The organism is Paraburkholderia sp. RL17-381-BIF-C (genome assembly GCF_046026435.1).
Lineage (GTDB): Bacteria > Pseudomonadota > Gammaproteobacteria > Burkholderiales > Burkholderiaceae > Paraburkholderia.
In genome coordinates, this window is the sequence record NZ_JARESX010000125.1 from 1 (window position 1) to 11,902 (window position 11,902).

Here is an 11,902-nt window from a genome sequence, read left to right on the forward strand (position 1 = left end):
GTTTATGTCGGTGGGGCTTAGTGTCACTGGCCCCGGGGCTATTATAGGTGGGGGTGGGCGGGCGTTTCGGCGGTGGAAGTCACGTCGCTAGCGCGTGAAGCGCTGAAGGACGAAAGAGAACGCGCGCGGGCTTAGGCACCCGGCGTCGTTTCCTTGAACTTGCCGTACGACATCAGCCGTTCAAAACGGCGTTGACGCAGGTCGTTGATGCTCATGCCCTGGAACTGGCGCAGCGAATCGGCGAGCGCACGGCGCAGCATGGCGGCCATGCCCTTCGGATCGCGATGCGCGCCGCCGAGCGGCTCATTCACGATCTTGTCGATCAGGCCGAGCGCCTTCAACCGATGCGCGGTCAACCCGAGCGCTTCCGCGGCTTCCGGCGCTTTCGCGGCGCTCTTCCACAGAATGGATGCGCAGCCTTCCGGCGAGATCACCGAATAGGTCGAGAATTGCAGCATCAGCACGCTGTCGCCCACAGCAATCGCCAGCGCGCCGCCCGAACCGCCTTCACCGATAATCGTCGCGATCAGCGGCGTTTTCAGTTCCGCCATGACGTACAGATTGCGGCCGATCGCTTCCGATTGACCACGCTCTTCCGCGCCGATGCCAGGATAGGCGCCCGGCGTGTCGATGAACGTGAAAATCGGCAAGCCGAATTTTTCGGCGAGACGCATCAGACGTTCGGCCTTACGATAGCCTTCCGGACGCGGCATGCCGAAGTTGCGCAGCGCGCGCTCCTTCGTGTCGCGACCCTTCTGATGGCCGATCACCATGCAGGCCTGGCCATTGAAACGCGCAAGGCCGCCGACAATCGACAGGTCGTCCGCATAGTTGCGGTCGCCGTGCAGTTCGTGGAAATCCGTGAACAGCTCGTTCACGTAGTCGAACGTGTACGGGCGTTGCGGATGACGGGCGATTTGCGAAACCTGCCACGGCGTGAGGTTCGCGTACAGATCTTTGGTGAGCTGTTGACTCTTCTTGGACAGCCGCTCGATCTCTTCCGAAATGTCGACGGCCGAATCGTCCTGCACGAAGCGCAATTCTTCGATCTTCGCTTCGAGTTCAGCGATCGGCTGTTCGAAATCCAGAAAGGTGGTCTTCATTGGTTGTAATCCTTGGACTTACCGGCAGCGCGTATTCTAACCGCGCTCGCCGATGTCAAAACCATCTCGCAACTATCAATCTTTAACAATCGATAGTTTTTGATCTGATCCCGTTTCTTGTTCTTCAATAGTCGACCGGCAATGGGTCAAGACTACGCCACATATACCAGGTGGCGACGGTACGCCACGGCTCCCAGTTGGCGGCGACCTCGCGCGCTTCGCTTCGCGTGACAGGTTCGCCGCTGAAATAATTGACGCTGATCGCGCGGATCAGACCCAGGTCGTCGAGCGGCAAGACGTCCGGACGCGACAGATTGAAAATCAGGAACATCTCCGCGGTCCAGCGGCCGATGCCGCGAATCTGCGTGAGCTCGGCGATCACCGCCTCATCTTCCATCGACGTCCATTTGCCGACGTGCAGCGCACCCGAAACGAAATGCTGCGCGAGATCGAGCACGTATTCGGCCTTGCGTTTGGACAGCCCGCACGCGGTCAGTTTTTCCAGACCGAGCTTGATGAACTGCTGCGGCACGAGCTTCGGACAGGCGGCCTCGACTTTCGCCCAGACCGCTTGCGCGGACGCCACCGAAATCTGCTGCCCGACCACCGAGCGCGCGAGCGTGACGAACGGATCCCCGCGGCTCAGCAGATGCACCGGACCGAACTTCGGAATCAGTTTCTTCAGAATGCGATCGCGCTTGACGAGGTCGGCACACGCCTTGTCCCAATACGCGGGCCGCGTGACTTCAGGCGTGAGCCCGCCGATCTGCACCGGCGCCGCGGCTTCGTTCGCGCTCGACGCTTCGCCGCCCGCGGCGGTGGACGCGCGCGTCTTGCGCACGACTTCGCCTTCGTGGCCTTCGGCCGTCACGCGCGCGAGCTCCTGCACGTCGCCGGCCAGTTCAGCCGGCAAGGCGCCATTGCCCTTCGTACGCGTCGCCTTCGCGCGCTTCACAACAGGCGCGTGCGCCGACGCACCGTTGAGCGCGCGTTTGACCGCGGTCTTTTTCGCTGCGCCCGCTGCGGTCTTGGCCACCACCCCGGCGGCTTTCGACGATGCTTTCTTTACCACGCTGCTGCCCGTGCGAGCCGACGTGCGTGTCGACTTTCCCGCGGCTGCCGCGTTTGTTTGAGACGCGGCTCGTTTAGCCGGCGTCTTCGTGGCCGTTGCCATCCTGCCTCCTGCCTGGCGAGTCGATCAAAGGGACGGTCGAGGTGCGCTCACACGCGCCGCCACTCAGTCAACCCACCGGGTTTGTCTTCAAGTGCAACGCCGGCCTCGAGCAATTCGGACCGGATCCGGTCTGCTGCCGCAAAGTCCTTCGCCTGCTTGGCGGCCGTGCGCGCGGCAATCTTCGCTTCGATCGCGTCGGCCTCGAGCGCGCCAGCGGCGGCTGCCCCCGCTGCCTGCTGCAGGAAGGCGCGCGGCTCGCGGCCGAGCAATCCGATCACAGCGCCAAGCGAGCGCAATTGACGGGCCAGCGCAGGATCGCGCGTGCGGTTCACTTCAGTTGCCAACTCGAACAACACCGATACGGCAACCGGCGTGTTGAAGTCGTCATTCATTGCTGCCTGGAAACGCTGCGCATACGCTTCGTTCCAGTCGAGTTCCGCGCCATCAGGCGTGACGTCTTTCAGCGCGGTGTACAAACGCGTGAGGGCGTTGCGCGCGTCGTCGATATGCACGTCGCTGTAATTCAGCGGCGAGCGGTAATGCGCGCGCGCGATGAAAAACCGCACGACCTCGGCATCGTACTGCGCCAATACTTCGCGAATCGTAAAGAAGTTGTTCAACGACTTCGACATCTTCTCATTGTCGATCTGCACGTAGCCGTTGTGCATCCAGAAATTGACGAAGGTTTGACCGGTAGCGGCTTCACTTTGCGCAATCTCGTTTTCGTGGTGCGGAAACTGCAGGTCCTGCCCGCCGCCGTGAATGTCGAAATGGTCGCCGAGCAACGTGCAGCCCATGGCCGAGCATTCGATATGCCAGCCCGGACGGCCACGCCCGTACTTCGAATCCCAGCCGGTATCGGCGGGCTCTTCCGGCTTGGCCTGCTTCCACAGCACGAAGTCGAGCGGATCCTGCTTGGCGTCGTTCGCCGCGACACGTTCGCCCGCGCGCAGATCTTCGAGCGACTTGCCCGAAAGCTTGCCGTAGTTCGCAAACTTGCGTACCGCGTAATTCACGTCGCCGTCGCTCGCCTGGTAGGCGTAGCCGTTCGCTTCGAGGCGCTCGATCATGCCGAGCATCTGCGGAATGAAATCGGTCGCGCGCGGCTCGACGTCGGGGCGCTGGATGCCGAGCGCGTCCGCGTCTTCATGCAGCGCGTTGATGAAGCGGTCGGTCAGCGATTTGATCGTTTCGCCATTCTCCACTGCGCGCCGGATGATCTTGTCGTCGATATCGGTGATGTTGCGCACGTAGGTCACGTCGTAGCCGAGCGTGCGCAACCAGCGCTGCACGATGTCGAACACAACCATCACCCGCGCATGACCGACGTGACAATAGTCGTACACGGTCATCCCGCAGACGTACATCCGCACGACACCGTCTTGCAGCGGCACGAAGGTTTGCTTGTCACGCGCGAGCGTGTTGTAGATGCGCAGTGATTCCATAGAGAACGGTGCGTGGGCCGAAAGAAATCCGCAATGTGTTTCAAGCGCGCCGCGCCCAGCGAACAGACGGCGGGAGCGTCGCGTACAGCAAAACCGGTGCAACGGGTGCGGCGGTCAGGCTGCGATCAAGGCGGAGACGACCACGAGTGGCGAAAAGACAGTTTGCGGTTCGACGGAACGCGCAGACCTTTTGTTAGAATGGGTCGGAGTATAACATCCAGACCTGAGCCTATGAAACCTTCAAGCGGCCGCGCGCGCAGCGCTGCGACCCTCGCCGCGACGGCCTTCGGCGGTGTCGTGCGTGGCATGACGCACGGCGTGATCCGCGGCGTCGCTCTCAACGCCACGCGCGCCCTCACGTTGCGCGCGGCCGTCGCGGTCGCGCTCGCAGCCGTGCCGGCTGCGGCCGCGTTTGCGCAGAAAACCGCCACGCTGCCGCAAGGCCCGGCCGTGCGCGACAACACGCCGGAAATCGACGCGTCGATCGCGCAGAAAAACTGGGCGGCCTCATTGACGCAGCTCGACGCGCGCATCGCCTCGAATCCGCGCGACGCTCAAGCGAAATTCAAGCGCGGCACGGTGCTCGCCCACCTGGGCCGCGACGACGAAGCGATCACCGCGTTCACCGAACTCACGCAGACCTACCCCGAGTTGCCCGAGCCGTATAACAACCTCGCCGCGCTCTATGCGAAGCAAGGCCGTTATGCCGAAGCGCGCACCGCGCTCGAAACGGCAACCAAGGTCAATCCGGGCTACGGCCTCGCGTACGAAAATCTCGGCGACCTGTATCTGCGCATGGCCAACGAAGCCTATCGCCGCGCGCAGAGTTTGGGCAAGGTGAGCCCCACGACTACGCAGCGCCTCGCGGACATCCAGAAAGTCATCTCGCCGACCACGGCCAAACCGCAAGCGTCGGCGAGGCAAGCCGCCAGCGCGGAAGACGACTACACCGCCCGCGCCACGTCGAACATGACGCAGACGCCGAGCTTCCAGTACGGTGGCGCGAACGGCTCGCTCGCCATGCCGCCTTACATGGCGCCATCGAAATAGCGCCGCGACGCGCAGGTACGCGCAGTCAGGTTTACGCGCAACACGTTTTTCCAACCCTGAGGATCTTCATGAAATGGTTGATGTTGGCGCTCGGCAGCGCCGCCCTGATCGCAAACGCCCCCGCCTTTGCCCAGTCCGGTTCGCAAGCCGCGCATCCGTCCGTCCTCTTCAAGACATCGGAAGGCGACATCCGCGTCGAGTTGTATCCTGAGAAAGCGCCCAAGACGGTCGCCAACTTCCTCGACTACGTGAAGGCCGGCCAGTACAGCGGCACGATTTTCCATCGCGTGATTCGCGGCTTCATGATTCAGGGCGGCGGTTACACGCAGAGCTTCGCGGAGAAACCGACGCGCGCGCCGATTCCGCTCGAAAGCCGTAACGGTCTGAAGAACACGACCGGCACGCTCGCCATGGCGCGCACCAGCGATCCGAACTCGGCCACCGCGCAGTTCTTCATCAACACGGTGGACAATGCCGGCCTCGACTATCCGAATCCGGACGGCAACGGCTATGCGGTATTCGGCAAGGTCACGAGCGGCATGGACGTCGTGAAGAAGATCGAAAGCACCCCCACCACCTCGCGCGGCCCGATGGGCGACGTACCGCAAAAGCCGATCGTGATCGAGTCGGCAACGGTGGTCGGCAAGTAATTGCAGCAAACGAGGCGCGCGACACATAGCGCGCCCGAAAAAAAGCGTCAGCGCTCAATCCACGCCCCGGCGCGGCCCGGCGTCAATTCACGACGACTCGCCGCGCCTTTTACCCACCCCGTTCATCAAAGGATTCCATCATGGTTGAACTGCATACGAACCACGGCGTCATCAAACTCGAACTGGACGCTGAAAAGGCGCCGAAGTCGGTTGAAAACTTCCTCAACTACGTGAAAGCCGGCCACTACGACAACACGGTGTTTCACCGCGTAATCGACGGCTTCATGATCCAGGGCGGCGGCTTTGAACCCGGCATGAAGCAGAAGCCGACGGCCGAGCCGATCACCAACGAAGCGAACAACGGCCTGAAGAATGTGAACGGCTCGATCGCCATGGCGCGTACGAACGACCCGCATTCGGCCACGGCGCAATTCTTCATCAACGTGAACGACAACGACTTCCTGAACCACTCGTCGCCGACGCCGCAGGGCTGGGGCTACGCCGTGTTCGGCAAGGTGGTCGAAGGCATGGACATCGTCGAGAAGATCAAGAAGGTCAAGACGGGTTCGAAGGGCTTCCATCAGGACGTGCCGGCGGACGACGTGGTGATCGAAAAGGCCGTGATCGTCGACTAAGCGCGAGCTAAAGGTCGACCCGTTCGAACTGATATCAGGCACCTTCAATGCTGCAAGAAACGCCGCTGCGAAGCGTCGCCGCGGGCGTGCCTGGCGCGGCAAACCCCCCGCACGCCGCACGCCCGTTTTTTTTCCTCTCCGATATTCACTTGAGCGAGGCGATCCCGCATACGGTCGCCGCGTTCGAGCATTTCATCCGCGTCACGGCCGAGCAGGCCGATTCGGTTTTCATTCTCGGCGATCTGTTCGAGTACTGGATCGGCGACGACATGCTCGTGGAGCCGTTCGTCGCACGCATGGCCGCGCTGCTGCATACCTTGTCCGAGCGCGGCATTGCGCTTTACATCATGCATGGCAACCGCGATTTTCTGCTGGGCAAGCGCTTCATGAAAGCGGCAGGCGCGATCTGGCTACCCGATCCGTTCGTGATCACGGCATTCGGCACGCGTATCGCGCTCGCTCACGGCGATGGCTTGTGCACGGCGGACCGCGGCTATCAGACGTTTCGAAGTTTTGCGCGCAGCCGTTTCGCGCAGCTGCTGTTTCTCGCGTGGCCGTTGCGCTGGCGCCAGAAGCTGGCCGAGAACATGCGCTCGAAAAGCGACGAAGGCCGCTCGCGACCGGTTTCGCCGAAGTATGACGTGACGGCGGCGGCCGTGGCCGCGTTGTTCAAGTCGTCGAAGACAGCGACCATCATTCATGGGCACACGCACAGGCCGGCGCGGCATCGCGAGCCGGACGGCACGCGCTGGGTTCTGCCGGATTGGGATCTCGACCACGGCGAGCGCCGTGGCGGATATCTGCGTATCGATGCCGAGGGAATACGGGCGCTGCCGTTGGGTTGAATGCGGCGTTAGCGTTGGATGACAGCGCTGCCGCCGCGCCTCGTCAAGGTCTTCGCGCCGTGTGCGGCGTTGGTGGGCTAGCCTTTCCTCGTGCCGCGCAAAAGTGTCAGCGCAGGCGCTGACTGCGCGCGATCGGCTTCGGCTTCGGCTTCGGCTTCCGCAAAATACCTCAACGCTCCGCCACCGCCCCATCCACCTTGCCTGCGATCGCGGCCGACAAACGCCGCAGATCGAGCAACGCCGCATCCGCGCCTTGCAGACCTTCGAGACTCGTACCCAGCCGCTCCAGCGCGTCGACGATTTCGTCGATGCGTTTTGCCTGCGTGGCGGCGTGATCGATTAGGCCATGAATTGCCAGCGAGACGGGATCGTCCGCATTCGGCGTGATGCCGTACGCGCAAAAGCCGCTGGTTACCGCAGATGCCGCAGAGCGTTTTGCATCGCGCGCGGCGCCGCCGGCACCGGAATTCGCAGCCACGGAAGCCTCTTCCGCTGCCACAGCCGCCGCCGGTACGATGATCCGCGCCGGATTGCCCACCGCCGTGCCACGCGCCGGCACGGGCTTGGTCACCACGGCATTCGAGCCGATCTTCGCGTCCGCGCCGATCGTGAAACCGCCGAGCACCTTCGCCCCCGCGCCCACGATCACGCCGCGCTCAAGCGTGGGATGCCGTTTCGCCCCACGCGTGAGCGACGTGCCACCGAGCGTCACGCCCTGGTAGATCGTGCAGTCGTCGCCGATTTGCGCGGTCTCGCCGATCACCACACCCATGCCGTGATCGATGAACACGCGCCGCCCGAGCGTCGCGCCCGGATGGATTTCGATGCCGGTCATGAAGCGCGCCATCTGCGAGACAAACCGCGCGAGCCAGCGGCGCCTTGCGCGCCAGCATGCATGCGCGAGCCGGTGCAGCACGAGCGCGTGCAGACCCGGATAACACGTGAGCACTTCCCAGGCGCTGCGGGCAGCGGGGTCGCGCTCGCGGATCGTGGCGATGTCTTCGCGAAGTCTCGTGAACATGGCAGGGACTGTGTTGTGGGAGAAAGGGCGCACGCATGACCTGGCACGCATGACGGCGTGGCTTGCCGCTTAGCACGACGGCAGCTTTCCTTAGAACGTTTCGGGGATTGTAGGGCGATTGCGCGAAATGCGCCGGAAGCCCACGCTGCCCGCGGGGTCGTCGCGGGCAGCGTGGGCGGCGGAAACGCTCAGGACGCGTCGCCGCCCTTCGGACCGGTCTTCAGCAAAATGTGTTTGGCGATGCCGCGTACGATATTCACTTCCTCACGCTCGAGACCGGAACGCGCGAACAGGCGGCGCAAACGCGACATCAGCTTCTTCGGGTTGGCCGGATCGAGAAAGTCCAGCGCGACCAGCGCGCTTTCCAGATGCGAGAACATGCTTTCGATTTCATCGCTCGCGGCGCGTGCGCCGGCCGGCTCGCCCTGCCCCGCTGCCGCTGGAGGCGCGGCGTGCGCCGTGGTCGTTGCACTGTCGGTCGAGAGATACATGGTGCGCAACTCATACGCCAGCACCTGCACGGCCTGCGCGAGATTGAGCGAACTGTAGGCCGGATTGGCCGGAATATGCGCAAGTGCGCTGCACCGCTCGACATCCTCGTTCGACAAACCCGTTCGCTCGTTGCCGAACACCAGCGCGATTTCACCGTGCGCCGCCTGCTCGCGCGCCACGCCCGCCGCGGCACGCGGGGTCCACTGCGGCGGTCCGTATTCGCGCAGCCGCGCGGTCAGCGCGATCGACCAATGCACGCCGCTCAGCGCATCGGCGAGCGTCGGCACGACGTGCGCGGAGGCCAGTACGTCGTCGGCGCCGCTCGCCATGGCAATGGCCTCCGGATCGGTTTGCACGTGCGGCACGCGCGGCGACACCAGCACGAGACGCGAGAAACCCATGGTTTTCAGCGCCCGCGCCGCGGCGCCGACGTTGCCCGGATGGCTCGGCTCGACAAGAACGAAGCGGGTCGAGGTGAAGCCGCCGCGCAACTCGGCGACGGCGGGATCGGAGGAATGGTGGGTGTGGTCCACGATGAAATTCGGCAACTAAAGACGCGTATGGTAGCGCCAACGCCGCAACCGGTCAGAATTGCGCGCGAATGCTCACGCACATGTGCATGTACGCGCACCCGCAACCGCACGCACAAACGCGCGTGCGAATACCGGACCAGGCCGCATAAACACGCGCAAATGCCCTGCACAGCCCGCGGACTCTGCCGCGGCGCCCGGACTCAGGTAAAATACCAATATTCGCGCCCAGCTTTGCCGTCCAGCTTTGCATGAGCGCCTCGTTCTTATCCAATTCGTCTCCGTCGGCGGAATGCGCACCGGTCCTGTACCGGGCGGGCGTTCCGTGCTGTTTCCGCGCCTCGCAGAGGGCGCCCAATTAGCGCAGGTTAGCGCTCATTTACCGGCCAGCAGCCGTGCTGCCCCGGCACAAGGATCCAGTCTCATGCATCCCATGCTCAATATCGCTGTGAAGGCCGCGCGCCGCGCATCACAGATCATCACCCGCGCGTCGCTCGACCTCGATCTCGTCCAGGTCAGCAAGAAACAGCACAACGATTTCGTCACGGAGGTCGACAAAGCGTCTGAAGCGGCGATCATCGACACGCTGAAGACCGCCTACCCCGATCACGCGATCCTCGCCGAAGAATCCGGCGAGTCGGATAACGAGTCCGAATACCAGTGGATCATCGATCCGCTCGACGGCACCACCAATTTCATCCACGGCTTTCCGTACTACTGCGTGTCGATCGCGCTCGCGCACAAGGGCGTCGTGACGCAAGCCGTGGTCTACGACCCGACCCGCAACGACCTGTTCACCGCCTCGCGCGGCCGCGGCGCGTTCCTCAACGATCGCCGCATCCGCGTGGCCAAGCGCGACCGTCTGGCTGACGGCCTGATCGGCACCGGCTTCCCTTTCCGCGAAACGGACGGCCTCGAAGCCTACGGCCGCCAGTTCGCTGAAATGACCCAGGCCTGCGCCGGCCTGCGCCGTCCGGGCGCGGCCGCGCTGGATCTGGCCAACGTCGCCGCCGGCCGCATGGACGGCTTCTTCGAGCAAGGCCTGAATCCGTGGGACGTCGCCGCGGGCAGCCTGCTGATCACGGAAGCCGGCGGCCTCGTCGGCAACTACACGGGCGATTCGGATTTCCTGCACATCGGCGAAATCGTCGCGGGCAACCCGAAGGTCTACGCACAGATGATCCCGATCCTGTCGCGCTACAGCCGTACGCGCCAGCAATCGGCCTAAGCCCTGCGGTGTAGCGCCGGCCCCTGACCGGCATGCGGAATGTGAAAAAGCGGCTTCGGCCGCTTTTTCGTTGGCGCGCCTGCATGCCGCGGGCGTTCGTGCTACAAAGCGGGAAGCCGCGCCGGCGTGCTCGATGACCGGCTGCATTTCGCGCGTTATTCGCTGCGCCCTGCTTTGCGCCTGACTTCTCGCGCAGCTTCCGATCCGCTTCATGAAAAAAGGCTTCTACACAATCATCGCGGCGCAGTTTGTTTCGTCGCTTGCGGACAATGCACTGTTGATCGCGGCCATCGCGTTGCTCTCAGTGATTCGCTCGGCCGCCTGGGTCACGCCGCTGCTGCAGATTTTCTTCACGGTTTCCTACGTGCTGCTCGCGCCGTTCGTCGGCGCTTTCGCCGACTCGATGCAAAAGCGGCACGTCATGTTCGTCTCCAACGCGTTGAAAGCAAGCGGTTGCCTGATGATGATCGCGGGCGTTCATCCGATGATCGCCTACGGCGTGGTCGGCTTCGGCGCGGCCGCATATTCGCCGGCCAAGTACGGCATCCTCACCGAGCTGCTGCCCGCGGAAAAACTCGTCAAGGCAAATGCGTGGCTCGAATCGGCCACCGTGCTGTCGACCATTGTCGGCACGATGGTGGGCGGCGCGCTGATCAGCACCTTCGCGGACAAATTCGTCGCCCATGCGCATCTGCCACTGATCCGCTCCTCCGCCGACCTCGCCATGTTTGCGACGATGGTGACTTACGCGATTGCCGCCGCGATCAATATCTTCATCCCCGACACCGGCGCGCGTTATGAAAACCGCCTGAAAGAACCGAAGAAGCTGGTCGGCGATTTCTATCATTGCTTTAACGTACTGTGGGCTGACAAACTCGCGCAGATCGCGCTGTGGGTGACGACGTTGATGTGGGGCGGCGCGGTGACGTTGCAGTTGCTGGTGCTCAAATGGGCCAACGTGAACCTCGGCTTGTCGCTCTCGAAAGCGGCGGTCATGCAAGGCGTCACGGGGCTTGGCATCGCGGTGGGCGCGGCGGCCGCTGCCGCGCTGATTCCGTTGCGCAAGTCGCTGCGGGTGTTGCCGGTCGGCATCCTGACCGGTGCGGTGGCGATCGCCATGGCGTTCTACAACAAGGATCTGTTTCCGCCGGGCTCGGGCATTCGCATCGGCTCCTACGTGCTGCCGTTTTACATTCTGCTCGCCTATCCGCTGATGATCCTGCTCGGCGCGCTGTCGGGCTTCTTTATCGTGCCGATGAACGCGATTCTTCAGCATCGCGGCGCGACGCTGCTCTCCGCGGGGCATTCGATCGCGGTGCAGAATTTCAACCAGAACCTCGCCGTGCTGCTCATGCTCGGCGCGTACGCGCTGCTGCTCACGGCGAAGATGCCGGCGCAATGGATCATCGTCGTATTCGGCACGTTCATCACCTTCATGATGTGGCTCGCAAAACGGCGCAGCGCGGTGAATGAACGCACGGTGGACATGCGGGCGATGGTGGAAGAATGAGGCCGTGATCGAGACTAAGCCGGCGCTGCGCGGGCCGCCGGCTGTTCGTCGCACCGGCTTGGGGTTCGCCGTACGGATTGACCATTCGGCCAGGGTCCGTTCGCCCTGACGACAGGTTAAACTCACGCCCTGAACAGCTAACGCAAGAAGACACCGAGGATGGGCATTCAAACCGCAGCGGCCAACGACGTCGCACAACATACGCCAATGATGCAGCAG

11 protein-coding genes are annotated in these 11,902 nt (G+C 63.3%); 6 read left to right on the plus strand and 5 right to left on the minus strand.

Annotation, left to right across the window (positions count from 1 at the left end):
• Positions 1-131 precede the first annotated feature (131 nt).
• The 3 genes from P0D70_RS35075 to cysS all read right to left on the minus strand — a co-directional run bounded on the left by P0D70_RS35075 (position 132) and on the right by cysS (position 3,722).
• Positions 132-1,103, minus strand: a complete 972-nt coding sequence (locus tag P0D70_RS35075) for an acetyl-CoA carboxylase carboxyltransferase subunit alpha (RefSeq protein WP_007181378.1) — start codon at positions 1,101-1,103, stop codon at positions 132-134.
• Between the two features lie 124 nt (positions 1,104-1,227).
• Positions 1,228-2,277: a DNA-3-methyladenine glycosylase family protein gene (locus P0D70_RS35080; protein WP_408187884.1), complete on the minus strand. Its 1,050-nt coding sequence runs from the start codon at positions 2,275-2,277 to the stop codon at positions 1,228-1,230.
• Positions 2,278-2,324: 47 nt separating this feature from the next.
• Positions 2,325-3,722, minus strand: a complete 1,398-nt coding sequence (cysS, locus tag P0D70_RS35085; RefSeq protein WP_408187885.1) for a cysteine--tRNA ligase — start codon at positions 3,720-3,722, stop codon at positions 2,325-2,327.
• A gap of 231 nt (positions 3,723-3,953) precedes the next feature.
• Here cysS and P0D70_RS35090 point away from each other — a divergent pair, with 231 nt between their 5' ends.
• The 4 genes from P0D70_RS35090 to P0D70_RS35105 all read left to right on the plus strand — a co-directional run bounded on the left by P0D70_RS35090 (position 3,954) and on the right by P0D70_RS35105 (position 6,902).
• Positions 3,954-4,772, plus strand: coding sequence for a tetratricopeptide repeat protein (locus P0D70_RS35090; RefSeq protein ID WP_408187886.1), 819 nt, complete (start codon positions 3,954-3,956; stop codon positions 4,770-4,772).
• Positions 4,773-4,840: 68 nt separating this feature from the next.
• Positions 4,841-5,422, plus strand: coding sequence for a peptidylprolyl isomerase (locus P0D70_RS35095; RefSeq protein WP_091793251.1), 582 nt, complete (start codon positions 4,841-4,843; stop codon positions 5,420-5,422).
• Positions 5,423-5,562: 140 nt separating this feature from the next.
• Positions 5,563-6,057, plus strand: a complete 495-nt coding sequence (locus P0D70_RS35100; protein ID WP_007181373.1) for a peptidylprolyl isomerase — start codon at positions 5,563-5,565, stop codon at positions 6,055-6,057.
• Positions 6,058-6,104: 47 nt separating this feature from the next.
• Complete coding sequence (locus P0D70_RS35105; protein WP_408187887.1) at positions 6,105-6,902, plus strand: UDP-2,3-diacylglucosamine diphosphatase; 798 nt, start codon at positions 6,105-6,107, stop codon at positions 6,900-6,902.
• Between the two features lie 169 nt (positions 6,903-7,071).
• Here the strand turns inward: P0D70_RS35105 and cysE are convergent, their stop codons facing one another.
• A complete protein-coding gene (gene cysE / locus P0D70_RS35110; protein ID WP_408187888.1) occupies positions 7,072-7,923 on the minus strand; it encodes a serine O-acetyltransferase in 852 nt (283 codons plus the stop codon).
• 188 nt (positions 7,924-8,111) lie between these two features.
• The gene (locus P0D70_RS35115; protein ID WP_408187889.1) at positions 8,112-8,948 is read right to left on the minus strand and encodes an RNA methyltransferase; all 837 of its coding nucleotides are present in this window, start codon (positions 8,946-8,948) and stop codon (positions 8,112-8,114) included.
• 421 nt (positions 8,949-9,369) lie between these two features.
• Here P0D70_RS35115 and P0D70_RS35120 point away from each other — a divergent pair, with 421 nt between their 5' ends.
• Both P0D70_RS35120 and lplT read left to right on the plus strand, forming a co-directional pair.
• Positions 9,370-10,173: an inositol monophosphatase family protein gene (locus P0D70_RS35120; protein ID WP_091793243.1), complete on the plus strand. Its 804-nt coding sequence runs from the start codon at positions 9,370-9,372 to the stop codon at positions 10,171-10,173.
• 211 nt (positions 10,174-10,384) lie between these two features.
• A complete protein-coding gene (gene lplT, locus P0D70_RS35125) occupies positions 10,385-11,683 on the plus strand; it encodes a lysophospholipid transporter LplT (protein WP_408187890.1) in 1,299 nt (432 codons plus the stop codon).
• Positions 11,684-11,902: the final 219 nt, after the last annotated feature.

Bases quoted from the DNA above. Each gene is read 5' to 3' on its own strand.
- P0D70_RS35075 (WP_007181378.1), bottom strand. From the start codon at position 1,103: ATGAAGACCACCTTTCTGGATTTCGAACAGCCGATCGCTGAACTCGAA.
- P0D70_RS35080 (WP_408187884.1), bottom strand. From the start codon at position 2,277: ATGGCAACGGCCACGAAGACGCCGGCTAAACGAGCCGCGTCTCAAACA.
- cysS (WP_408187885.1), bottom strand. From the start codon at position 3,722: ATGGAATCACTGCGCATCTACAACACGCTCGCGCGTGACAAGCAAACC.
- P0D70_RS35090 (WP_408187886.1), top strand. From the start codon at position 3,954: ATGAAACCTTCAAGCGGCCGCGCGCGCAGCGCTGCGACCCTCGCCGCG.
- P0D70_RS35095 (WP_091793251.1), top strand. From the start codon at position 4,841: ATGAAATGGTTGATGTTGGCGCTCGGCAGCGCCGCCCTGATCGCAAAC.
- P0D70_RS35100 (WP_007181373.1), top strand. From the start codon at position 5,563: ATGGTTGAACTGCATACGAACCACGGCGTCATCAAACTCGAACTGGAC.
- P0D70_RS35105 (WP_408187887.1), top strand. From the start codon at position 6,105: ATGCTGCAAGAAACGCCGCTGCGAAGCGTCGCCGCGGGCGTGCCTGGC.
- cysE (WP_408187888.1), bottom strand. From the start codon at position 7,923: ATGTTCACGAGACTTCGCGAAGACATCGCCACGATCCGCGAGCGCGAC.
- P0D70_RS35120 (WP_091793243.1), top strand. From the start codon at position 9,370: ATGCATCCCATGCTCAATATCGCTGTGAAGGCCGCGCGCCGCGCATCA.
- lplT (WP_408187890.1), top strand. From the start codon at position 10,385: ATGAAAAAAGGCTTCTACACAATCATCGCGGCGCAGTTTGTTTCGTCG.